Annotated in this window: 25 protein-coding genes; 8 read left to right on the forward strand and 17 right to left on the reverse strand. The window is 64.3% G+C overall.

The genetic code is table 11. The annotated features are described in order from the left end of the window. Positions 1-16 precede the first annotated feature (16 nt). Positions 17-379: an MGMT family protein gene (locus Q6A48_RS18785; protein ID WP_369811715.1), complete on the reverse strand. Its 363-nt coding sequence runs from the start codon at positions 377-379 to the stop codon at positions 17-19. Between the two features lie 152 nt (positions 380-531). On the opposite strand from Q6A48_RS18785, the gene Q6A48_RS18790 reads away from it, so the two are divergent. Continuing rightward, on the forward strand, positions 532-1,539 hold the full coding sequence (locus tag Q6A48_RS18790; protein WP_304555712.1) for a DUF481 domain-containing protein: 1,008 nt from the start codon (positions 532-534) through the stop codon (positions 1,537-1,539). 189 nt (positions 1,540-1,728) lie between these two features. Here Q6A48_RS18790 and Q6A48_RS18795 read toward each other — a convergent pair whose 3' ends face one another. Beyond that, a complete protein-coding gene (locus Q6A48_RS18795) occupies positions 1,729-1,938 on the reverse strand; it encodes a cold-shock protein (protein ID WP_002554837.1) in 210 nt (69 codons plus the stop codon). Between the two features lie 353 nt (positions 1,939-2,291). On the opposite strand from Q6A48_RS18795, the gene dcd reads away from it, so the two are divergent. Together dcd and Q6A48_RS18805 are read left to right on the forward strand one after the other, a co-directional pair. Continuing rightward, complete coding sequence (gene dcd / locus Q6A48_RS18800; protein WP_003184751.1) at positions 2,292-2,858, forward strand: dCTP deaminase; 567 nt, start codon at positions 2,292-2,294, stop codon at positions 2,856-2,858. 104 nt (positions 2,859-2,962) lie between these two features. Next, positions 2,963-3,169, forward strand: coding sequence for a hypothetical protein (locus Q6A48_RS18805; RefSeq protein ID WP_003184748.1), 207 nt, complete (start codon positions 2,963-2,965; stop codon positions 3,167-3,169). A gap of 15 nt (positions 3,170-3,184) precedes the next feature. Here the strand turns inward: Q6A48_RS18805 and pdeM are convergent, their stop codons facing one another. The 10 genes from pdeM to Q6A48_RS18855 form a co-directional block, all read right to left on the reverse strand. Further along, positions 3,185-3,841 (reverse strand): ligase-associated DNA damage response endonuclease PdeM, encoded by a 657-nt coding sequence (pdeM, locus tag Q6A48_RS18810; protein WP_304555716.1) that lies wholly within the window; start codon positions 3,839-3,841, stop codon positions 3,185-3,187. Beyond that, complete coding sequence (locus Q6A48_RS18815; protein WP_304555717.1) at positions 3,841-6,327, reverse strand: ligase-associated DNA damage response DEXH box helicase; 2,487 nt, start codon at positions 6,325-6,327, stop codon at positions 3,841-3,843. The genes pdeM and Q6A48_RS18815 overlap by 1 nt, the downstream gene beginning before the upstream one ends. Positions 6,328-6,603: 276 nt before the next feature. Then, positions 6,604-7,368, reverse strand: coding sequence for an ABC transporter ATP-binding protein (locus tag Q6A48_RS18820; RefSeq protein ID WP_304555719.1), 765 nt, complete (start codon positions 7,366-7,368; stop codon positions 6,604-6,606). A 13-nt stretch (positions 7,369-7,381) separates the two neighbouring features. Continuing rightward, positions 7,382-8,500 (reverse strand): succinylglutamate desuccinylase/aspartoacylase family protein, encoded by a 1,119-nt coding sequence (locus tag Q6A48_RS18825; RefSeq protein WP_304555720.1) that lies wholly within the window; start codon positions 8,498-8,500, stop codon positions 7,382-7,384. Between the two features lie 26 nt (positions 8,501-8,526). Next, a complete protein-coding gene (locus tag Q6A48_RS18830; RefSeq protein ID WP_304555721.1) occupies positions 8,527-9,237 on the reverse strand; it encodes an ABC transporter permease in 711 nt (236 codons plus the stop codon). Continuing rightward, positions 9,234-9,962 (reverse strand): ABC transporter permease, encoded by a 729-nt coding sequence (locus Q6A48_RS18835; protein WP_304555722.1) that lies wholly within the window; start codon positions 9,960-9,962, stop codon positions 9,234-9,236. The genes Q6A48_RS18830 and Q6A48_RS18835 overlap by 4 nt, the downstream gene beginning before the upstream one ends. Before the next feature lie 58 nt (positions 9,963-10,020). After that, on the reverse strand, positions 10,021-10,803 hold the full coding sequence (locus Q6A48_RS18840; protein ID WP_304555723.1) for a transporter substrate-binding domain-containing protein: 783 nt from the start codon (positions 10,801-10,803) through the stop codon (positions 10,021-10,023). Positions 10,804-11,194: 391 nt separating this feature from the next. Beyond that, positions 11,195-12,883 carry an ATP-dependent DNA ligase gene (locus Q6A48_RS18845; protein WP_304555725.1) on the reverse strand — a complete coding sequence of 563 codons (1,689 nt, stop codon included), beginning with the start codon at positions 12,881-12,883 and terminating at the stop codon, positions 11,195-11,197. Beyond that, complete coding sequence (locus Q6A48_RS18850; RefSeq protein WP_304555727.1) at positions 12,880-13,911, reverse strand: ligase-associated DNA damage response exonuclease; 1,032 nt, start codon at positions 13,909-13,911, stop codon at positions 12,880-12,882. The genes Q6A48_RS18845 and Q6A48_RS18850 overlap by 4 nt, the downstream gene beginning before the upstream one ends. A 199-nt stretch (positions 13,912-14,110) precedes the next feature. Then, positions 14,111-16,561 (reverse strand): penicillin acylase family protein, encoded by a 2,451-nt coding sequence (locus Q6A48_RS18855; RefSeq protein ID WP_304555728.1) that lies wholly within the window; start codon positions 16,559-16,561, stop codon positions 14,111-14,113. 214 nt (positions 16,562-16,775) lie between these two features. Between Q6A48_RS18855 and Q6A48_RS18860 the strand changes: the two genes are divergently transcribed. Beyond that, the gene (locus Q6A48_RS18860) at positions 16,776-17,333 is read left to right on the forward strand and encodes a cysteine hydrolase family protein (protein WP_304555729.1); all 558 of its coding nucleotides are present in this window, start codon (positions 16,776-16,778) and stop codon (positions 17,331-17,333) included. A 155-nt stretch (positions 17,334-17,488) separates the two neighbouring features. Here Q6A48_RS18860 and Q6A48_RS18865 read toward each other — a convergent pair whose 3' ends face one another. The 4 genes from Q6A48_RS18865 to Q6A48_RS18880 all read right to left on the reverse strand — a co-directional run bounded on the left by Q6A48_RS18865 (position 17,489) and on the right by Q6A48_RS18880 (position 19,240). After that, on the reverse strand, positions 17,489-17,692 hold the full coding sequence (locus Q6A48_RS18865; RefSeq protein ID WP_003198420.1) for an SEC-C metal-binding domain-containing protein: 204 nt from the start codon (positions 17,690-17,692) through the stop codon (positions 17,489-17,491). A gap of 5 nt (positions 17,693-17,697) precedes the next feature. Beyond that, a complete protein-coding gene (locus tag Q6A48_RS18870) occupies positions 17,698-18,183 on the reverse strand; it encodes an LEA/WHy family protein (protein ID WP_304555731.1) in 486 nt (161 codons plus the stop codon). Positions 18,184-18,251: 68 nt separating this feature from the next. Then, complete coding sequence (locus Q6A48_RS18875; RefSeq protein ID WP_304555732.1) at positions 18,252-18,734, reverse strand: YchJ family protein; 483 nt, start codon at positions 18,732-18,734, stop codon at positions 18,252-18,254. Between the two features lie 8 nt (positions 18,735-18,742). Next, positions 18,743-19,240, reverse strand: a complete 498-nt coding sequence (locus tag Q6A48_RS18880; protein ID WP_304555733.1) for a DUF6231 family protein — start codon at positions 19,238-19,240, stop codon at positions 18,743-18,745. 192 nt (positions 19,241-19,432) lie between these two features. On the opposite strand from Q6A48_RS18880, the gene Q6A48_RS18885 reads away from it, so the two are divergent. The 4 genes from Q6A48_RS18885 (at position 19,433) to Q6A48_RS18900 (ending at position 22,124) form a co-directional block, all read left to right on the forward strand. Beyond that, the gene (locus tag Q6A48_RS18885) at positions 19,433-20,128 is read left to right on the forward strand and encodes a PA1041 family peptidoglycan-binding anchor lipoprotein (RefSeq protein ID WP_304555734.1); all 696 of its coding nucleotides are present in this window, start codon (positions 19,433-19,435) and stop codon (positions 20,126-20,128) included. Between the two features lie 90 nt (positions 20,129-20,218). Continuing rightward, entirely contained in the window at positions 20,219-20,944 is a 726-nt protein-coding gene (locus tag Q6A48_RS18890) for a PA1041 family peptidoglycan-binding anchor lipoprotein (protein WP_304555736.1), read from the forward strand. 156 nt (positions 20,945-21,100) lie between these two features. After that, positions 21,101-21,373, forward strand: coding sequence for a DUF1145 domain-containing protein (locus Q6A48_RS18895; protein ID WP_304555737.1), 273 nt, complete (start codon positions 21,101-21,103; stop codon positions 21,371-21,373). Next, positions 21,366-22,124 carry a collagen-like protein gene (locus Q6A48_RS18900; RefSeq protein ID WP_304555738.1) on the forward strand — a complete coding sequence of 253 codons (759 nt, stop codon included), beginning with the start codon at positions 21,366-21,368 and terminating at the stop codon, positions 22,122-22,124. The genes Q6A48_RS18895 and Q6A48_RS18900 overlap by 8 nt, the downstream gene beginning before the upstream one ends. A 261-nt stretch (positions 22,125-22,385) precedes the next feature. On the opposite strand, the gene Q6A48_RS18905 is transcribed toward Q6A48_RS18900, so the two are convergent. Then, positions 22,386-22,850, reverse strand: coding sequence for a CopD family protein (locus Q6A48_RS18905; protein WP_304555739.1), 465 nt, complete (start codon positions 22,848-22,850; stop codon positions 22,386-22,388). Between the last annotated feature and the right edge of the window lie 5 nt (positions 22,851-22,855).

Consider the following 22,855-nt stretch of genomic DNA (forward strand, 5'->3'; position numbering starts at 1 on the left):
AAACAAAGCGCGCACTCTAACCGCTGTGCTCTACCGGGCGCCAGCCATGACGCTGAATATCAACACGATTATTCAGGACACTGATCCCTTCCGTGCGCAGGCGTGCGCGTTGTTCATCCCCCGACGGGCTGCCCACCGGCAGGCTGATCCGACCGCCGGCGCCGAGCACCCGGTGCCACGGCAGCTTGGTGTCGTCCGGCAACTGGCTGAGGGCGCGCCCGACCCAGCGCGCCGCGCGGCCCAGGCCGGCCATTTCGGCCAGTTGGCCATAGGTGACCACTTTGCCGGACGGTACTTGGGCCAGGGTCAGGTAGAGGGTGGTGCGGCGAATCTGGGCGGCGTTCTCGGGAGCCGCTGGCGTATCGGTCACGGGTGGGATTCCTGATGATGTAGTGCCCGCCTGTAGATTAATTCCTACAAGGCCGATTGAGAAATGAACTCATTCGAAATACTCGGGTCAGTCGTTGCTGAGGTGTCGTCCTGGGGGATAATGCCGCCTTTTCACCGCAGACTTGAGCTCTTTATACGCTTATGTTGTCAAGAACCCTGCTATGCCTAGCTGTTACCAGCGCCTCCATGCCCTTGCTTGCCGACACCGTCTGGTTGAAGAACGGCGACAAGCTCAGCGGCAAGATCACCGTTTTCGATGGCGGCAAGTTGCTGATCCAGACCGATTACGCCGGGGCGGTTCCCATCGATTGGAAACAGGTCAAGACCCTGGAGAGCGACCAGCAGTTGCTGGTCAAACAGGACGCCTACACCGGCGAGAAAGCCAAGGCGTTGCACGCGGCCGAAGATGGCAAGGTGACGCTGGCCAACGGCGAGGCGCCCAAGACCGTCGAGCTGGCCAGTATCCAGCAGATCCTCAAGCCCAAGCCGGTGGTCGAGGACCTCGTGTGGAAGGGCAATATCGATGCCGCGCTGGATTACAAACGCGCGGAAAACGATACCGACGACTACGACATCGACTTCAAGACCTCGGCACGCCACGGCAGGTGGCGGCATAACGCCGAAGGCGAATACAACCGTGAATTCCAGGACGACGTGGTGTCGACCGACAACTGGCGCCTGGAATACTCCCTCGACCGGTTCCTGACGGACAAGTGGTTCTGGCAGGGCCGGCTCAACTACAAGCGCGACAAGGTCGAAGACCTGGCCCGCCAGCGCGTGGTCGGCACCGGCCCGGGCTACCAGTTCTGGGACGACGAACTGGGGGCGTTCTCGCTGGGCTCGCTGCTCAACCGCACGGACTACGAGTATCGGGATGGCGGCAAGGACAACTTCTATTCCGTGGCCATGAAGTGGGACTACAACCGCTACCTGATCGGCAAGCGCGTGGAGTTCTTCACCAATGGCGAAGTGGGCAAGCCTTTGTCCGGCGTGGCCGAGTACGCCTACGACGCGGAGATGGGCCTGCGCTACAAGGTCACCGACTGGGCGTCGCTCAACCTCAAGGCCGAGAAGGATGTCATCGAAGGGACCGAGGACAGCGACCTGAGCAAGACGCGGTATACGGCCGGGTTTGGCGTGACCTGGTAAGTCGTACCCCGAAACAAGCCGTGGGAGCGGGCTTGCTCGCGAAGGCGTCGGATCAGTCAGATGTACAGTGACTGGCACACCGCTTTCGCGAGCAAGCCCGCTCCCACCTTTTTTTGTGCCGGTAAAAACACCCAGGCACAAAAAAGCCCCGCTTTTGAGGGCGGGGCCTTTTACTAAAGCAAGGACAAGTTAGATAACTTGTACTTCTTCAGCTTGCATGCCTTTCTGACCGCGGGTAGCGATGAAAGAAACCTGTTGGCCTTCTTTCAGGCTTTTGAAGCCGTCGGATTGGATAGCTTTGAAGTGAACGAACAGATCGTCACCGGATTGTGGAGTGATGAAGCCGAAGCCTTTTTCATCGTTGAACCACTTAACGGTACCGGTTTGGCGATTAGACATGGTGTAACTCCTTGAACAAAGATAACTGCGACTCAGGAAGAACCCTGGCCGAGACTGAGTGCAAAGAGCAGGAAAAATTCTTGTAGATGGTTGGATCGAAATTCAACATATCGTGTAGAGATTCTCAGTGACACAAGCAACACAGTGACGCCACCTTAACCCTTTTTCCGGAACGTGCCAATGGTCTTTGCGAAGGTTTCTCGGTTTTGGTGACTGACGGCGGCGGCAGTGGGCGCCAGGCCCCGTAAATCGCGGCGGATCGGCGAGATTTGCGTCCCGTGCTTTGAACCCGGCCCCGTGCCCCGGTAAGATGCCGGACGTCTTTTTTCCACCTCGCTATTCAGGAACCCGCCATGAGCATCAAATCGGACAAGTGGATTCGCCGCATGGCGCAAGAGCACGGCATGATCGAGCCCTTCGTCGAGCGCCAGATGCGTGGCGAAGGCGCCGACCGGCTGATTTCCTTCGGCGTCTCCAGCTACGGCTACGACGTGCGCTGCGCCGACGAATTCAAGGTGTTCACCAACATCAATTCGGCCACCGTCGATCCGAAGAACTTCGACGAGAAGAGCTTCGTCGACGTCAAGAGCGACGTCTGCATCATCCCGCCGAACTCGTTCGCCCTGGCCCGTACCGTCGAATATTTCCGCATCCCGCGCAACGTCCTGACCATCTGCCTGGGCAAGAGCACCTACGCCCGCTGCGGCATCATCGTCAACGTCACGCCGCTGGAACCGGAGTGGGAGGGCCACGTGACCCTGGAGTTCTCCAACACCACGACCCTGCCGGCCAAGATCTACGCCAACGAGGGCGTGGCGCAGATGCTGTTCCTCGAATCCGATGAAGAGTGCGAAGTGTCCTACAAGGATCGGGGCGGCAAGTACCAGGGCCAGCGTGGCGTGACACTGCCGCGGACCTGATTCTGACGAACAGTGGGAATTCCTGGGCGGGCAGGCACTCTATTGGGTGTACTGCCCGTTTTTTTTTGCGTCAGCGCAGCGGGCCTTCGCTCAGGAGTTGCTCTATGAAGATCGATCCGCGAATCAGTGCCGAACTGGCAAGGCTTGAGCCCAATCAGATTGGTGTCATGGCCTGGTCACTGCTGGCCCATCCTGTCGAAGCGGCAGGTGGCATCCCCGGCCAGCCTGATCCCGATACTCCCAACGAACAGCCCACCGAGCCCGGCGAGCCTACCCTGCCGGACGAGCCGCCACCCGCGCCAGTTGCCTGATCACGGTATGGCCCGTCAATTGACGGGCCATACTTCGTTATCGCCAATGACGAAGATCCTGCAGTCGTTGTCCTGTTCGACCCGATAGCCCCCCGTGAATGCGCCGAAGGCGGGCAGCAGGCTGATGTCGCTGCCCAGCCGGAAGCAGGCCAGGCGCAGGCGTTGCCGGCCCTTGCCGCTCAAGTGATAGACCGGGTGCACATGCCCGGCCAGGACGTGCCGGCTAGGGTGGGGGTCCGGTTCGTGCTGCACGGCGAACGGGCCCAGCAGCAAAGGTTCCGGCACCACGCGAATGTTCAGCGCCGCGGGCGGGTCGCCGGCACGCTTGTCGTGGTTGCCACGGATCAGCGTCATTGCCAGGTGCGGATGCCTGGCGCGCCAGTCGGCCAGGGCGTTCAGGGTGCCTGGCGCATGGGAGCCCGGACCGTGGAGGAAGTCCCCGAGGAAGATCAGTTGCCGGCACGGCAGGCGCGCCAGCAGCCCATCCAAAACCTCGATGTTGCTGGCGGTGGTGCCGTGGGGCACCGGTTGGCCGAGGCTGCGGTAGGCGGCGGCCTTGCCGAAATGCACGTCGGCCACCATCAGGGTTTCCTGGGCGGGCCAGTAGAGGGCTTTTTCCGGCAGCAGCCAGAGTTCCTCCCCGGCCAGGTTGACGGGATAGGCCGCGGGCATCAGGCGTCACCGCGATCGGCGGTTTTTTCCAGCTCGTTCACCATCCGGCGGATGCGATCGGCGAGCTTTTCCGAACTCATGCTTTCCCGGAATCGCTCCACCAACAGCGGGAAACCGAGCGGGGTGGGGCGCTTGATGACATGCAGGTCCAGCGTCAAGGCGTTGAGGCGTTCCAAGGTCTGCTCCAGTCGACGGATATCCAATTCTTCACGCAAGACTTCTTCCCCGGCCTGGGCCAGCAGCAGGTTGTCGGCGTCGTACTGCTTGAACACCTGGAAGAACAGGCCGCTGGAGGCCTGGACTTGGCGGGTGCTCTTGGGCGCGCCGGGGTAACCGGCGAATACCAGCCCGGCGATCCGGGCGATTTCACGAAAGCGGCGCAGGGCCAGTTCGCCGGCATTCAGGCTGGCGAGTACGTCCGCCAGCAGGTGCTCGGTGCTTAGCAGCCCGGGCGTCAGGTAGGTTGACCAGTCCACTGGCGTGGCGCTGAGCAGTTCCAGGCCGTAGTCGTTGACGGCGATGGAGAACGTCACCGGCTGTTGCCGGCTGACGCGCCAGGCCAGCAGGCTTGCCAACCCCAGATGGACCTGGCGCCCGGCGAACGGGTAGAGGAACAGGTGCCAGCCCTCCCGGGACTTGAGCGCCTCGGCCAGCAGCGAACCCTGGGTGGGCAAGCCGGACCAGCGCTGTTGCGTCAACAGCAACGGTTTGACGGCGTGCATCTCCGGGCCTTCGAAACGGCCTTGCGCCGCTTCGCTCAGGCGGGCCACGACCGCGGCGGCCAGTTCGCTGGAGAGGGGCATTCGCCCGCCGTTCCAGCGCGGCACCGCGGCTTTTTTCGCCTGGCTGCGGCGGACGTAGGCGGTCATGTCTTCGACGCGGACCAGCTCCAGCAGGCGCCCGGCGAACAGGAAGCCGTCCCCCGGCCGCAGGCGGGCGATGAAACCTTCCTCCACGCTGCCCAGGGTCTTGCCGCCACCGCCCTTGCTCCAGAATTTCAACTGCAGGCTGGCGTCGCTGACGATGGTGCCGATGCTCATGCGATGACGGCGGGCCAGGCGGGCGTCGGGTACCCGCCAGATGCCGTGCTCGTCCGGTTCGACCCGACGGTAATCGGGGTAGGCGGTCAATGACAGGCCGCCGTGGCGCACGAAGGCCAGCGCCCAGGCCCATTCGGCCGGGTTCAGGTCGCGATAGGCCCAGGCGCCGCGCACCTCGTCGAACAACGCCTCGGGCACGAAGCCGCCCCCCAGCGCCATGCTGACCAAATGTTGCACCAGCACGTCCAGCGGCTTGTGGGGGGATTCGCGCGGCTCGATGCGCCGTTGGGCCACAGCGTCCTGGGCGGCCGCCGCCTCGATCAATTCCAGGCTGTGGGTCGGCACCAGGGTTATTCGCGAGGTTCGTCCCGGCGCATGGCCGGATCGCCCGGCCCGTTGCATCAGCCGGGCTACGCCTTTGGCCGAGCCAATCTGCAGCACCCGTTCCACCGGCAGGAAATCCACCCCCAGGTCGAGGCTGGAGGTGCAGACCACCGCCTTGAACTGGCCGTCCTTCAATGCGCGCTCCACCCAATCGCGGGTATCGCGCGACAACGAGCTGTGATGCAGGGCGATCAGGCCGGCCCAGTCGGGCCTGGCTTCGAGAATGGCCTGGTACCAGATTTCCGATTGGGCACGGGTGTTGGTAAAGACCAGGCAACTGCGGCTGGCGTCGATCTGCGCCACCACCTGGGGCAGCATTTTCAGGCCGATGTGTCCGGCCCAGGGAAAGCGTTCGAGGGCCGGGGGCAGCAAGGTGTCGACCTGCAACGCCTTGCTGTCGGCGCCTTGCACGCTGATCCCGTTGCCCTGGGGGATCAACACGTGTCCGGCATGGTCCTGGTTGCCCAGCGTGGCGGACACGCCCCAGACGATGAGGTCCGGATTCCAGTGGCGCAGGCGGGCCAAGGCCAACTGCAACTGCACGCCACGCTTGTTGCCGATCAATTCGTGCCATTCATCCACCACCACCATGCGCAGCGTCGAGGTGGCCACGTGGGCATCGGCGCGGGCGAGCATCAGTGTCAGGCTTTCCGGCGTGGTGATCAGCGCAGTGGGCAGGCGCCGGCCTTGGCGGGCCCGTTCGCTGGCGCTGGTGTCGCCGGTCCGCAGGCCGACGCTCCAGGGCAGTTGCAAGTCTGCCAGCGGCGCTTCGAGGGCTTTGCCGGTGTCGGCGGCCAGGGCCCGCATCGGCGTGATCCACAGCACCGTCAGCGGTTCGGCCGGCGGCTTGCGCTTGCGCGGCTTGTCGGGTGGCGGCGCCGGGCGGGCGAAGCGGTTGAGGGCGGCAAACCAGACGGCGTAGGTCTTGCCGGCGCCGGTGCTGGCGTGGAGCAACCCGGACTCGCCTCGCTTGACGGCGGCCCACACCTGTTTCTGAAAGGCGAACGGCTTCCAGCCGCGGGCATCGAACCACTGTTTCGCGAAGTTATTGGTTGTCGCCATGCCTGCCGTGTGCGCCCCTGAACGTCTTCTTTCAGTGACCACGGCGGGATGGGAAAGGTTTTATCAAGTGATTGGCGGGCGACGCTACGGTTGATCGCCGGGCAACAACCTGTGGCGAGGGGATTTATCCCCGCTGGGCTGCGAAGCAGCCCTCGGTTGACCACTTCGGAGCATCCGGCAGATTAGCCCCAATCCCTTGGGGCTGATTCGCAGCCAGCGGGGATAAATCCCCTCGCCACAAAATGAATACCTGGCCCTTCTTTCAGATGCCCGAATCTATTTCAGGTTGCCACTGAGAAACTGCTTGAGCCGTTCGCTGGTGGGATTGCCCAGCACGTCTTCCGGCGCGCCTTCTTCCTCCACCAGGCCCTGGTGCAGGAACAGCACCTGGTTGGAAACCTTGCGGGCGAAGCTCATTTCGTGAGTCACCATGATCATGGTCCGGCCTTCCTCGGCCAGGCCCTGGATCACCTTCAGGACTTCACCCACCAGCTCCGGGTCGAGGGCCGAGGTCGGTTCGTCGAACAGCATGACCTCCGGCTCCATCGCCAGGGCGCGGGCGATGGCCACGCGCTGTTGCTGGCCGCCGGAGAGGAACGCCGGGTATTGCTCGGCGACCCGCGCGGGCAGGCCGACCTTGTCCAGGTAGCGACGGGCACGGGCCTCGGCTTCCTGCCGATCAACCCCCAGCACCCGGCGTGGCGCCATGGTGATGTTCTCCAGCACGGTCATGTGGCTCCACAGGTTGAAGTGCTGGAACACCATGGCCAGGCGGGTGCGGATGCGTTGCAGTTCACCCGCGTCGGCCACGTGCATGCCGTGGCGGTCCTTGATCATCTGGATCGCCTGGCCGTCCAGGCTCATGGCGCCGTCGTTGGGCTGTTCCAGGAAGTTGATGCAGCGCAGGAAGGTGCTCTTGCCCGAGCCGCTGGCGCCGATCAGGCTGATGACGTCGCCGGTCTTGGCCTTGAGCGAAACACCTTTGAGCACCTCGTGTTCGCCGTAGCTTTTGTGCAGGCCTTCGATGGTCAGTTTGTACATGGAACAGGCATCCTCAAGGCGAAAGTAGGTAGCCGCTGCGGTAGGCTTCGGCGCCGGCGACATGGGCGATCACCATGCCGGCGGTGGCCATGCGGCGCAGCGAACGGGCGTACATCAGCCCGGCGTTACGGCAATGAACAGGGGTGACGGTGTCGCTGAGCGGGTCGATGATTTCCGCGATCAGTTGGCCCGCCTCCAGGTATTCGCCAGGCAGGGCGCTGTAGACCAGCAGGCCACCCACCGGCGTCGCCACCGGCTCGACCCCGGCCAGTGGCGTGGCCGGGTAGGGCAGTTCGGGCATGGGCATCGGTTCGCCGTCGATCGCGCCGAAGCGGATCAGGTATTCGATCAGGGCCTGGCAGTCGAGGCTCGCCAGGCCATGGTTGACGTCGCCTTGGCCGCGCAATTCCACGGTGACCGAAAAGCTGCCCAGGGGGATCTCGAAGCGCTCGCCGAAGCGTTCCTTGAGTTGCCACCAGAGCAGGGTGAAGCATTCATCGAACGACTGGCCGCCCGAATCGGTGGCCAGGAGGCTGGCCTCGGCGCCGATGTAGCGGGCCAGCGGCTCGACCTGCGGCCAAGCTTCCGGGGTGGTGTACAAGTGGGCCACGGCTTCGAAATCGCAATGCAGGTCCAGCACCATGTCGGCGTCACAGGCCAGCCGTTGCAGCGCCAGGCGCAAGGATTGCAATTGCGTGCCGGCGGTCTGGCGCGCGAGGGCATCGCGCAGGCTGGTGCGGATCAGCATCAGGTTGTGCTGCGGATCGTCGGTGAGCAGTGCTTCGATTTCGTTGCCGATCTCTTCGCTCAGGTCGACGAAGCGCCGGTTGAAGTTTTGTCCGCTCTCGGTTTCGTAGCGGCCCAGCGGCACGTCCATCAACACCTGCTCAAGGCCGACCGGGTTGGCGACGGGCACCAGCACGATCTCGTAGCGCAGGTGGCCTGACGCTTCGAGCTCCGCCAGGCGTTGCTTGAGGTGCCAGGCCACCAGCATGCCGGGCAGTTCATCGGCGTGCAGGGACGACTGGATGTAGATCTTGCCGGCGGCCTTTTCCGGGCCGAAGTGAAAACTGTGGATCTTGCGTGCGGTCCCCGGTACCGGGGCCAGCAGGTCATGGATCTGGTGGCGCATGTGCGTGTGTGTCCTGGAACAAGGCCCTAGTGGGTCGGCCCGAGAAAGGCCAGCCATCGGCGTTCGGCGAGGCGGAAGAGGCCTACCAGTGCGAAGGTGACGGTCAGGTAGATCAGCGCGGCGATCCCGAACGACTGGAACGTCAGGAACGTCGCCGAGTTGGCGTCCCGGGCCACTTTCAGTACGTCGGGAACGGTAGCGGTGAATGCCACGGTCGTCGAGTGCAGCATCAGGATCACTTCGTTGCTGTAGTACGGCAACGAGCGGCGCAATGCCGATGGCATGATCACGTAGGTGTACAACTTCCAGCCGGTCAGGCCGTAGGCCTTGGCCGCTTCCACCTCGCCGTGGTTCATGCTGCGGATCGCCCCGGCGAAGATCTCCGTGGTGTAGGCGCAGGTGTTCAGGGCGAAGGCCAGGATCGTGCAGTTCATGGCATCGCGAAAGAAGCTGTCGAGCACGGGCTGGGCGCGTACCGCCGCGATGCTGTAGATGCCGGTGTAGCAGATCAGCAACTGGATGTAGAGCGGCGTCCCTCGGAACAGGTAGGTGTAGAACTGCACCGGCCAGCGGATGAAACGCTGGGGCGAAACCCGGGCGATGGACAGCGGGATCGACACCAAGAAGCCGATCAGCAGCGAAGCGCTGAGCAGCCACAGGGTCATCGCCAGGCCGGTGACGTTGACACCGTCGCTGTAGAGGAACGGTCGCCAGTATTCCTGCAAGAGTTCGATCATCGCACGGCCTCCCGGGCTCCGGCGGCATAGCGGCGTTCAAGCCTGCGCAGGATGAAATTGGAGGCACTGGTGATCAGCAGGTAGATCAAGGCCGCCAGTACCAGGAAATAGAACAGTTGGTAAGTGCTCTTGCCGGCGTCCTGGGCGGCCTTGACCAGGTCGGCCAGGCCGATGATCGACACCAGGGCGGTGGCCTTGAGCATCACCATCCAGTTGTTGCCGATGCCCGGCAAGGCGAAGCGCATCATTTGGGGAAACACCACGAAGCGAAAGCGTTGGCCTCGCTTGAGTCCGTATGCCGTGGCGGCTTCGACCTGGCCCCGCGGCACCGCGAGGATCGCACCACGAAAGGTCTCGGTGAAGTACGCGCCGTAAATGAAGCCCAGGGTGATCACCCCGGCGCCGAATGGGTTGATCTCGATGTATTCCCATTCCATGAAGTCGGTAAAGGATGTCAGCCAGGTTTGCAGGCTGTAGAAAATCAGCAGCATCAACACCAGGTCCGGCACGCCGCGAATCAACGTGGTGTAGAGCTGGGCAGGAATTCGCAGCAGTTTGACGCTCGACAGTTTGGCACTGGCGCCCAGCAGGCCGAGCACGACGCTCAACAGCAGGGACAAGGCCGACAGCTTGATCGTCATCCAGGTGCCCTGCAACAGCAGCGGGCCAAAGCCCTGCAGGCTGAAGGCGGCGAGCCCCAGATTTTGTAGGAGTTGTTCGAACATGGAGGAAGCCTTTGGCAGGAAAAAAGCGCCCATCCGCGTAAGGGATGGGCGCCGCGCATTATTTGCCGCTGTACAGATTCAGATCGCCAAAGTGTTTTTTCTGGATTTCGGCGTACGTGCCGTCATCGTGTAACGCTTTGATACCTTTATCCAAAAGCGCCTTCAGCTCGTTGTTACCTTTCTTGATACCGATGGCGGTCTTGGACGGCAGCAGTTCGCTGTCCACCGGCTTGCTGATTTCGTAATCGGCGCCCTTCGGCGATTTCAGGAAGCCCAGCTCGGCCTGCAGCATGTCCTGGATGGCCGCGTCGAGGCGCCCGGAGGTCAGGTCGGCGTAGACCTGGTCCTGGTTCTGGTAGGCCTGGGTCTTGACCCCGGCCTTGTCCAGCACGGACTTGGCGTAGGCTTCCTGGATGGTGCCCTGCTCGTAGCCGACGGTCTTGCCCTTGAGCGAAGCGACGCTCTCGTTGAGGCCAGAACCCTTCTTGAATACGTAGGCGGTCGGGCCGGAGAACAGTTCGTTGGAGAAGTCGATGACCTTTTCACGCGCCGGGGTGACGGTCATGGAAGAAATCACGCCGTCGAACTTGTTGGCCTTCAGGCCCGGGATCATGCCGTCGAAGTCACTTTCGACCCACTTGCACTCGACCTTCAGTTCTTTGCAGATCGCATTGCCCAGGTCGATGTCGAAACCCACCAGGCTGCCGTCGGCCGCCTTGGATTCAAACGGGGCGTAGGAAGGATCGACACCAAAACGCAATTGCTTGTATTCCTTGGCCGTGGCAACGCCGGCGGCCATGCACAACGCCAGTGCAGAAAGGGTCAGCAGTGTTTTTTTCATTATTCAATCCCTAAAACCAATATGAGCGCTTGTGGCGCGTAAGTATTGTTACCGGTGAAGGCGAGAACGGTATGACGGCATAAAGGTAGCAATTTCCGAACCAGAGTGCCGAACAAGTGTTTTAAAAGCGTCGGCGGCGGGCAACGGAACGCATTGGTGCGCGAGGGGGAGATCGTACAACAAAAAGGTGCACCGGGATGGCGCGTGCGTTGTTTGGGTAAACACTATGGGGGGAGCAATTATTTGTGGCGAGGGGATTTATCCCCGCTGGGCTGCGCAGCAGACCCAACAGTCAGCCGCCTCGGAGTGTCAGGTTGTTCATCTCAGGCTTTTTGGGGGCTGCTTCGCAGCCCAGCGGGGATAAATCCCCTCGCCACAAAGGGAGTGCCTGCTATTTCAGCAGGTCCTGAAGCGTTGCCAACGTGTCGGCTTCATCGACGGTTTTATCCTGGCGCCAACGCAGCATCCGAGGGAACCGTACCGCGATGCCGCTCTTGTGGCGCTTGGACAGGGCGATGCCCTCGAAGCCCAGTTCGAACACCAGGGTCGGCGTGACGCTGCTCACCGGGCCGTACTTCTCCACGGTGGTCTTGCGCACGATGCTGTCGACCTGGCGCATCTCGGCGTCCGTCAGGCCGGAGTAGGCCTTGGCGAACGGCACCAGCGTGCGCTCGCGGCTGCCTGGCGGGTTGTCCCACACGGCGAAGGTGTAGTCGCTATAGAGGCTGGCGCGTCGACCGTGGCCGCGCTGGGCGTAGATCAGCACCGCGTCGACGCTGAACGGGTCGATCTTCCACTTCCACCACACCCCCATGTCCTTGGTGCGCCCGACGCCGTACAGCGCATCGCGGGCCTTGAGCATCATGCCCTCGACGCCCAGGCTGCGCGACGCCTCTCGTTGGCGAGCGAGGTCAAGCCAGTCCTGGCCGGTGACGACCGGCGAGGGCAGCAGCACCGGGCTGTGGACCCGGGCCAGCAAGGCCTCCAGTTGCTCGCGGCGTTCGGCCTGGGGGCGATTGCGCCAGTCCTCGCCCTGCCATTCCAGCAGGTCGTAGGCCATCACCACCACCGGCGCGTCCTCGAGGATTTTCTTGCCCAGGGTCTTGCGCCCGATACGCTGCTGCAACAGGGCGAAGGGTTGCACCGAGGCGGACAGCGGCGTATCCGGGTCGAACGCGTCCTCGGTCAGCGCGGGCGAGGTTTTCCAGACAACGATTTCGCCATCGATCACCGTGCCGTCGGGCAAGGCCCGGGCCAGTGAATGCAATTCGGGAAAACGCTCGGTCACCAATTCTTCGCCCCGGGACCAGACCCACAAATGGCCGTCGCGCTTGACCACCTGGGAGCGGATGCCGTCCCACTTCCATTCCACTTGCCAGCCGCTGGCCGGGCCCAGCAGGGCATCGAATTGTTCCACCGGCGCAGACAACGCGTGGGCCAGGAAGAACGGATAAGGCTGGCCGCCGCGCTGGGCATGTTCATCGGCGGACTCGGCGGCGATCAGCTTCAGGTAGCTCGCGGCGCTCGGGCGATGGGACAGGTCGGTGTAGCCCACCAGGCGCTGGGCCACCCGCTTGCTGTCCAGCCCGGCCAGGCCGGCCAGGGCGCGGGTCACCAGCAGCTTGGACACGCCGACGCGGAAACTGCCGGTGATGAGCTTGATGCACAGCATCAGGCTCGGCCGGTCCAGTTGCGCCCACAAGGCGGGTAGTCGCTGCGCCAGCACCTCGGGCGTCTCGCCGCGCAACGGCAGCAGTTTCTCCTCGATCCACAGGGCCAGGCCTTCGTCGGAACGGTGGGGCGACTCGGGCATGACCAACGAAATGGTCTCGGCCAGGTCGCCCACGGCTTGATAGCTCTCCTCGAACAACCACGCGGACAGCCCCGAGACCTGCACCGCCAATTCCCGCAGGATCTTGACCGGGACCAACTGCCGCGGGCGTCCTCCGGACAGGAAGTACACGGCCCAGGCCGCGTCCTGGGGCGGGGCCTTGGCGAAGTAGTCCTGCATGGCGGCCAGCTTGGCATTGCTGGAGGTGGTGGCGTCCAGGTCGGCATACAGTTCGGCGAAGGCTTTCATGGGGCGTCCTCCTCGGCGTCGGCGGTGCTGGCCACGTCTTCTTCGTCATCGCCGTATTCCGTGGTGAAGCCCTGGGCGTCGAGGCCCAGCTCGCGCAGATGGCGAACCAGCACGCCCACCGAACCGTGGGTGACCATGACCCGTTCGGCGCCGGTCTGCTCGATCGCCCACAGCAGGCCCGGCCAGTCAGCGTGGTCGGAGAGCACGAAGCCGCGGTCGACGCCGCGCCGCCGGCGGGTGCCGCGCAGGCGCATCCAGCCGCTGGCGAAAGCATCGCTGTAATCGCCGAAACGCCGCATCCAGGTGCTACCGCCGGCGGAGGGCGGGGCAATGACCAGCGCCTGGCCCATGAGCGGATCGTTCTTTTTCACGTCGCCGGCGTAGATCGTCGGCGGCAGATGGATGCCGGCCTCGCGGTAGACGCGGTTCAGCGGCTCCACCGCGCCGTGGGCGAGGATCGGCCCGAGGCTTGCGTCGATGCCGTGGAGAATGCGCTGGGCCTTGCCGAAGGAATAGCAGAACAGCACGCTGGCGCGTCCGACGGCGATGTTGGCCCGCCACCACTGGTTGATCTCATTGAAGATCTGCGCCTGGGGCTGCCAGCGATAGATCGGCAGGCCGAAGGTCGACTCGGTGATGAAGGTGTGGCATTGCACCGGTTCGAACGGTGTGCAGGTGCCATCGGGTTCGACCTTGTAGTCCCCGGACGCGACCCAGACTTCGCCTTGATATTCCAGGCGCACCTGGGCCGATCCCAGCACGTGGCCGGCGGGATGGAAGCTCAGCGTCACGCCGTGATGCAGCAGGCGTTCGCCGTAGGGCAGGGTCTGCAGGTTGATGTCCTGGCCCAGTCGCGAACGCAGGATGCCTTCGCCGGGTGCCGCGGCCAGGTAGTGCTGGTTGCCGCCCCGGGCATGGTCGCCGTGGGCGTGGGTGATGACCGAGCGCTCCACTGGGCGCCAGGGGTCGATGTAGAAATCCCCGGGCGGGCAATACAATCCTTCGGGTCGGGCGATGACAAGATCCATGCAAACACCTGGCAATGGGCTTGTCAGGTAGAGGCGGTGGCGGGGGGAGAAGTTCTATCGGGTTTGGTGCCCTGACGGGGTTGCGCAAGTCTGTGTGGCGACAGCGCTCGCTCCCGCCGGGCCGCGAGGCGGTCCCGGGATTGCCGTAGGCGCCGCGCACCCAGGCGCGAGCAAGCGCCCTCGCCACACAGGCGGCAGGTTACTTCCCCGGCACCAGGGTCAACCGCGTCTTGCCATAGGCCCGGTCGAAGTTCTGCGGTTGCAAGGGCAGGCTCTGGTACTGGCCCTTGATCCACGGATCGATGCCATTGAGGTAGTTCGGGCTGGCCGGGTTGCCGGATTGGCCGGCGCCGTCCTGGACCATCAGCGGTTCAGGTTGGCCGAAGTCCACGATCAAGCGCATGGCCGGGGCCACGGCGGTGGCGAAGTCCTGGCCCCCGGCGAACGCGGCGATGTTGAGCGTGCTGGCATCGCCACCCGCCGCCAGCGGGCCGCGCACGACCTGGCCGCTGCTGTTTTTCCACGCGTAGCCGTGCAACTTGCCCCACTGCCAGGCCTGATGGGCACCGCCCAGTTGACTGTCACCGGCGCTGATGGCGGCCGCCAGGCTGCGGGCGAGGATGACCGCCTTGTCTTCTTTCTGCGGCGTGCGCACATCGTCCCAGAACGGACTGTCCTCGCGCCCCAGCAGATGATCGGCCTGGGCGGAGTAGGACATCTGGCCGTTGGCGACCAGCGCTTTCCACGCCGGGCTGCTGTCCGGGCCCAGTTCGTCGAGGAAGATCTGCTTCATGCTTTCCTGCAGGAACAACTCATAGATCGCCGCGTCGGCGGAGGTCGGGCTAAGGCGGCCATCGAACGCCATCAGGCGGGTGTACGCTTCACGCGCCTTGGCTCGCTCGGCCGTCGGCAGGGCTTCGATCGCCTGCTTGAGTGGCTGGGCCATGCCTGGCGCCTCGAAGGCTTTCTTGAGCTTGGCGGCGAACAGAGTGGTCTGGTCGTATTGCATGGCGGTCAGGCTGCGGGTGTCGTGCTTGCCGGCGCCGGCCAGTTCGGCCATGCGCTCGCTACGTTCCGGCGCCGCCCAGGAGTTGGACAACTGCATGCCGTAGCCATGGGGGATGACCCGCTGGTTGGCGGTGCCGAGCCAGCCTTGGGCCGGGTCCTGGTCGTAGGGGTGCAGCATCGGGTCGGCATAACCGTCCCAGTCGTAGCGGCCGTCCCAGCCCGGCGATGGCAGCAGGCCTTCGCCTTCGCGGCGGTTCGGGTAGCGCCCGGTGACTTGCCAGCCGATGTGGTTGGCGTCGGCGAACACCAGGTTCGCGGCCATGGCACGGATTTCCCGGCTGGCATCGGAGGCCTTCTCGGCGCTCTGGGCCCGGGACAGGTCGAAGAACGCGTCCAGGGTCTTGTCGTCGGTAAAGCTCGGCACCTGCAAGGCCAGGCCGAAGCCATTGGCCAGGGCCGGGCCCTGGGCGCTGTTGAGCAACGGACCGTGGCGGGTCTCGTAGACGGCTTCACGAATCGACCGCTGGCCTTTGATGAAGTAGGTTTCGTTGCGGACCATTGCCGGCTGCCATTTGCCGTTGACCTCGTAGGACAGGCCATTGCCCTGGCGTCGGATTTTTTCCAGGAACAGGTCCTGGTTGTCCCCCAGCACGCTGGTCATGCTCCAGGCCACCTTGCCATTGAAACCGCTCAGGATCATCGGGATGCCGGCCACGGACATCCCGGCCGCCTGGTACTTGGGCGCGCGGATCTGCACCGGGCTCCACAGCGCCGGCACGCCCAGGGGGCCGTGGCTGTCGCTGGCCAGCAGGCTCTTGCCGCTGCGGCTGCGTTGCGGCGCGATGGCCCAGTTGCTCGACGACGCGGCGCCAAGCAGGTTCATCGTGGCCAACTGGCTGCTCGCCTTGCTGATCTCGCCCAGGCCCGGGACCTGGCCGTTGAGGCGCAGACCCTGGAGTTTGTCGGCTTCGGCCAGGGGCAATGGTTCGTCCGGGTAGGACGGGCTCAGCCAGGGGAGTTTGTCCGGGGTCACCGTCTGGGCCAGCACCAGGCTGGCGATCTCTTCCGGCAGGTTGGCCGACTGGCTGAAGTTGAGCAGGCAGAACATCAGTGCCGAGTCTTCCGGCTTCCAGTATTCGGGCTTGTAGCCCGTGGCCGCGAGGTCCGCCGGCAGCTTGTCGCGGTAGCGGAACAGGTAGGCGTTGACGCCCCGGGCATAGACTTCGAAGAAGCGCTTGAGCCGTGGCGACGAAGCCTTGTACAGCTCATCGGCGCTCTTCTTCAGGTTGACGGCACGCATGTAGCGGTCGACGTCCAGCCGTTCGGCACCGGACATTTCCGCCAGGCGTCCCTGGGCCAGCAGGCGCAGGGTCACCATCTGGCCGATGCGGTCGCTGGCGTGGACGTAGCCGAGGGAGAACAGCGCATCATGGAAGCTGTTGCTCTCGATCAGCGGCATGCCCATGGCATTGCGCCGAACCGAGACGTTCTGTGCCAGCCCCTTGAGCGGCTGCACGCCGGAGGTGGGCGGGACGGTGTCCTGGGTGTTCCAGGACTGGCATCCGCTCAAACCGAGCACACTGGCCACTGCGGCGGCAACGCCGAGCCGGGGGATGAAGGAAATAGAGGCTGGCGAGGCCATGGCAAAGCTCCTGCGGGAGGGGGTAGCGTCAATAAAGGCGCTACGTTAGTGAGCGGCAGGGGGCCGCGCAAGCGGGGGCGAGGGTTATTTATCGATTTGGCGATGAAAGCCCCTGCGCGAATGGAACCTCGGCCATCGGGGCCGGGGCGGGTTGATCTTGTCCGCTGTTGCGGGTAGGAAGAGAGGGCGCTCAAGCACGCCAGGAAGACACGGCATGGAACTACGGAAAAACGCGGCCTTGATCCTCATCGACCAGCAAAAAGGCATCCTCCATCCCAGGCTCGGGCCCCGCAACAACCCCGAGGCGGAGCTGCGCATGCTGGAACTGCTGGGGTTCTGGCGAACCTCGGCACGGCCGGTGGTGCATGTCCATCACTTGTCCCGTTCGCCGGAATCGGTGTTCTGGCCGGGGCAGTCGGGCGTGGAGGTCCAGCAGCGGTTCGAGCCCATGGCCGGGGAGTGGGTGATCCACAAGGGTGTGCCGGACGCGTTCTGCCGCACTCACCTGGAGGCGGACCTGCGCCAGGCAGGTATCGAGCAACTGGTCATCGTGGGCGTGGCGACGAACAATTCGGTGGAGTCCACGGCCCGCACGGCCGGCAACCTGGGTTTCGACACCTGGGTGGCCGAAGACGCCTGCTTTACCTTCGACAAACCCGACTATTTCGGCATTGCCCGGTCGGCTGGAGAGGTGCACGGCATGTCCCTGGGGAACTTGCAGGGCGAGTATGCGACGGTGGTCAGTGTGAAGCGGATTCTGGAGGCGGATTGAAGCGGGGGTGACTGGGCCGGCGCCTTCGCGAGCAGGCCCGCTCCCACGATGATTCAGGGTGGCGGCATGCAGGGTGTGCATGCCCGGGTGCCCTGTGGGAGCGAGCCTGCTCGCGAAGACGATTCAGCCGGCGAAACAGCGTATCGACCGACCGATCAAGCCCCGTGGCACTTCTTGAACTTCTTGCCATTGCCACACGGGCAAGGGTCGTTGCGACCGACGTCCTTCAGGGCGTTGCGCACAGGCTCCTGGTGGGCGTGGCCGCAGTTCGGGCCATGGACGTGGCCGTGGTCATGATCGTGATGATGGTCGTGATCGTGGTTGCAATCAGGGCCGTGGACGTGGGGTTGCTGGGTCATAGGGGTTACTCCGCAATTAAATCGGCGGCGATTATCACGCCATTGCGCTCCAGGTGCACGTAGTGGGCGATGAATAATCCGGTTTCCAGCTCACCTTCCAACCGATAGGGAATCTGCTCCCGGGGTTTCTGGAGCAGTTTCACCACCTCCCGCACCTGGGGCCACAGGTTGGTGCGGATCGGCACCTTGAAATAGGCACTGTGCCGGGGAGCTACGGTGAACCAGTGTTCATGTTCGCCTTCGGTCAGCAGCAGGTCGCCCAGGTGGATGCGGTAGGTCAGGCCGCGCACGGTCAGGTCGCTGTCGCCGGGGTTGTCGACGCGAAAGTGCAGGGTGAACTTCTGCTCCAGCAGCCGGGCCCGCACCACCTCGACCTTGGCCAGGTGCACCTGGGGCTCGGGCGCCTCTTCACCTTGCCAGGACGCACAGCCGCCAAGCCCGATGAACAGCAGCAGGCAAGTGATGCGGAGCAGGTGCGTTGTCTGGGTCATGTCCGCGCCTCTGGTTTACCCCAGTCTAGCCCGCTGGCGAAAGGCGTGAGTGTCGGACGTGTCCGAAATCAACGGCCGAAGTAGCCCGCGCAGCACTTCTTGAACTTGTGCCCGCTGCCGCACGGGCAGCTGTCGTTGCGCCCGGCCTTGACCGGCACGGTCGGATCGATGAAGTACCAGCGCCCGTCGTTCTGCACGAACGAGGACTGTTCCCGGTGGCTGTGTTCGCCCTGGCCATCGTGCCAGCGCGCCGTGAACGTGACAAAGGCGTGTTCCGGCTGGCCGCCGAACACTTCGCTGCTTTCCACCTCCAGCCCCAGCCAGGTGCTGTTGGCGCTCCAGTCGCGGATGGCCTGGCGGTCGAGGCCGTCCTGCTGGGCGGGCAGGGTCGTGCTGACGAGATAATCCACTAGTCCCAGTACGTAGGCGCTGTAGCGCGAGCGCATCAGGGCTTGCGCACAAGGCGCCGGGTGGCCGTCGTGGTAATGGCCGCAGCAGGCGTCCAGCGAATTGCCGCTGCCGCACGGGCAAATGGGGGTGTGTGGGCTCATGGTCTCGGCTACCACCAGTATTTTCCAAAGTTTTCCGGGTTGGCCCAAAAGCGTGAGTTGAGCCAGTCGGGGACCTGCTTGTATTCAAGCAGATCGTAGGTGAACAAGGTCAGCACCTGTTCCTCGCGCTGGAATCGCTCGTTGGCTTGCAGGGCCAGGGAATAAAAATCTGTCTCTTGCCAGCCGCAGGCGTCCAGGTCCGCCAGTACGGCGATGCGGCTGGCGTTCAGGTTGCGGATGCCACCCAACAGGTTCAGACCGTCGCGCTTGGGCAAATGCTCCAGGCAATCGAGCGCCAGGGCCAGGTCGAAACGCCGCGCCGCTACGTCCGCCGGCAACGGCCCGGGGCCGGCGTGCACCACTTCGGCGGCCGGGTGTGCCTGTTGGAACGCCTCGAGCGCGGGAAAGCCGCTGGCACCGAGCAACAGCAGTCTTTGCGGGGCATAGCGCTCAAGCACGGCCGCCAAGGCTTGCTGGGGCGTGCGTGAAGAAATGGCAACGGTCATCGAAGTTCCTCTGTCAGAGCCGCCACGATAGCCTGCCCGGACAGCGTGGCCTAGAGCGGTTTGCGCTTAACCGTGTCGAACGGTCGCAAACACTGGGCAAAAGCCGCGATCGCGTGAAGCTGGCGCAGATCCGAACTCGGGTCTTTACTCCCCTGAATCGGCGCCCAGCCGATCCCTCAAGGAGAACACCCGATGAGCATAGTTCGGACAGCGTTACCCCTGGTTCTGCTAACCAGTGTGTTGACTGGTTGCGCAGGTTTGCAGAAGACCGACTGGCCGATCTGTGCGGCCACCGGTGGTGTCGTCGGCGCCGGGTTGGGCGCCATCGAAAGCAGTTCCTGGATCGGTCCTGGCGCGTTGGTCGCCGGTACCGTGGCAGGGGCCTGGTGCTGGGCCCATGGCGACGGCGACGAAGACGGTGATGGCGTGCCGGACAGCCGCGACAAGTGCCCGGGGACGCCGAAGGGCGTGCAGGTCGATGCCGATGGCTGCCCGCCACCGGCGCCAGCGCCAGTGGTCGAGACCCCCGTGGTGGTCAAGGAAGAAACCATCGTGATCCGCGACGTGCACTTCGAATTCAACAAGGCCACGCTGACCCCGACCGACAAAGAGGTCCTGGGCACCGTCGCGACCCGGTTGAAGCAGGAAACGTCCACCGCGCAACTGCGGGTCACCGGCCATACCGACAGCGTTGGCAGCGATGCGTATAACCAGCGGTTGTCGGAAAAACGCGCCAATTCGGTGGTGCAATACCTGGTCGAGCAGGGCGTGCCGCGCGCCAGTTTCGTCTCGGTGTCCGGCGCCGGGGAGAGCCAGCCGGTGGCCGATAACAAAACCGCCGACGGACGTGCCCTGAACCGCCGCACCGAAATTCGGATAAACCGCTGAAGCCCTTGCCATCCGCGGCTTGTAGAGTTGCGGATGGCCGTCTTTACTCCTGTGTGACCGGTATGGGCCGGTGACACAGGAGCCTTCACCATGAACGTTCTAATCAGGGCCGCCTTACCGGTACTGCTCGCGAGCAGTCTGTTGTCCGGTTGCGCCACCCACAGCGATGGCAGCGCCGCTCTCAATCAACGTACCTGGCCGATCTGCAGCTTGATCGGCGGCTTGGCTGGCGGTGGCCTGGGCGCCATCGAAAGCAGTGGCTGGGCCGCCGGCGGCGCCGCGCTGGGCCTCTTGGGCGGTGGATTGATCTGTTACGCCCAGGATGGCGATGAAGACGACGATGGCGTGTTCGATCGCCGTGACCGTTGTCCCGATACGCCGGCCAACACCCCGGTCGAACATCACGGCTGCCCGCTGCCGCAATACCCGGCCAGCGCCCCGGTGGCCGAACCCGAGGCACCGGCGACGGAAGTCGTCACCCTCAACGATGCCGGCAAGGTGTTGTTCGATTTCGACAAGTCCGACCTCACGCCCGCCGCCCGAGGTGAGCTTGACGGGCTGATGGGCAAGCTGGGCCATGCCAATGTCGCCAGTATCCGTGTGGTCGGCCACACCGACAGCGTCGGGACGGATGCCTATAACCAAGGGTTGTCCGAGCGGCGGGCCAGTAGTGTCGTGGAGTACCTGCTGACCCAAGGGCTGGCGCCGGACAAGCTCACCAGTGAAGGCAAGGGGGAAAGCGAGCCGGTGGCCGATAACGAGACCGAGCAAGGGCGGGCGCAGAACCGTCGGGTGGAACTGCACATCCAGCGCTGATCCGGTCCACTGACAGTCCGCCGATGGCCGCCGGCTCGCCATGACGGGAACCGGCGGCCGTCGGCCGGCGTTAAATTAAATTTGCCCCGGCCTCTGGCTTATCCCGCGCGCTAGCCGTTACTGTGCGCCCAAAGAATAATGTTGATCGGGGGGCGTATGAAGGTGTTCTGGGGGCTGGGCCGCTTGTTGACCCTGCTGTTCTGGCTAGTGGTGCTGGTCAACCTGAGCATGCCGCTGGTCCATCCGCTGGCTCTGCTGGTCAATCTCGCCGGCGCTGTGCTGCTGGTGCTCCATGGGCTGGAACTGCTGCTGTTCAGGGCCAGTTTCCGCGGGCGACCGGCACCGGGCCGCGATCGCCTGCGCGTGCTGCTGTTCGGCATTTTCCACCTGCAAACCCTTCCGGTCGCGCCAGAGGCTTCCCATGCGTAAATTGTGCCTGCTCTTCGCCCTCGTCTGCCCATGGGCCTCGGCCCAGGTACTGGAGGTGGAAAGCCATTCGCTGATGCGCCTGCCCAATACCACCAGCACCCTGACCCTGGAGCGGTTGGTCGTGGCCGATTACGGCACGCTGCTGGTGCCGTCCAATGTCACCGAATTGTCCGTTGGCCAACTGCACCTGGGGCGTGAAGCCCGGATCGCCATCGTGCCGGCGCAACAGGCGTTGGACCTGAAGGTGGCTCAGGCAGAATTGGCCGAGGGCAGCCAGATCACGTCGCGCGGCGCCCCGGGCACCTACACGAAGGCGGCACGGCCGGGACGTGATCTCAATCTGCGTTTCAATGCCTTGACTGCGCCTGTGCTGTCCGTGGATGCGCGCGGCGGTGCCGGCGCGCCGGGTTATGTCGGCCTGGACGGCGCCAACGGCCAGGCGCCGGGTTGCACGTGGGGCGCGGCCGGTCGTGGCGCCGACGGCAGCAATGGCAGCGACGGCCTGCCGGGCGCGGCGGGTGCGCGAGTACGCCTCGAATTGCCGAGCGCCTTCCCCGCCGAGCAGATCAAGGTGACGGTGGACGGCGGTGCCGGCGGCGCCCCGGGGCCGGGTGGCAAGCCCGGGCACGGTGGCAAGGCCAAGGGCTGCCTGGTCTATACCGCGGATGGCGGCAAAAGCGGCCGCCCTGGCGCCGACGGCCAGCCTGGGCCTGCCGGAGCGGCGGGCGTGGTAACGGTGCAGCGGTTCTAGGACGGCTTCGAATCTGACTGTGGGAGCCAGCCTGCTCGCGAAGGTGACGGCACAGTCCGACATCACGGGTTGAGCCAGACCGCCATCGCGAGCAGGCCCGCTCCCACAGAGGGATTTGGGGTGGCCCGGGAAATTGTGTCCTAGCCAGATCCGGTGTGGGAGCGAGCCTGCTCGCGATAGCGTCGGGTCAGCCAGTCCTGAGGTGGCGGGTACACCGCCATCGCGAGCAGGCTGGCTCCCACAGAGGGTGATGCGTTACGTTCAGAACATCGGTCGCGCCGCGCCGAGCGCCACCACCAGCAAACCGATCAGCAGGTTGATGCCCACCAGCTTGCGGATTTTCCCCAGCATCGCCGCGCCCGTTGGCCAGTCCTGCGCGGCCACGGCATTGCGCAATGGCGGCAACTGCAAGGCCTGGATGCGGATGAACAGGGCGGTCATTACCACGTACAAGCCCATCATCACCTGTACATAACGCGGCGCGGTTTCGAAACCGGCGAAGCGCAAGTGGATCAGGCCTACACCGCTGATCGGCAAAAGTATCACCGCGACCCACACCCAAATGAAAAAACGCTGAAACACTTCCACCCACAGCGTGAGCCTGGCAGGGCCCTCAAGTGCCGTCATTGCGGCGGGTCGCAGGATCATCCAGGCGAAAAACATGCCGCCGACCCAGACCAGGGCCGCCAACAAATGCAGGGTGTAGACAAGGGCAAAGGGTGTCATTGGGT

The organism is Pseudomonas citrullilanati (assembly GCF_030580855.1).
GTDB classification, from domain to species: Bacteria; Pseudomonadota; Gammaproteobacteria; order Pseudomonadales; family Pseudomonadaceae; genus Aquipseudomonas; species Aquipseudomonas citrulli.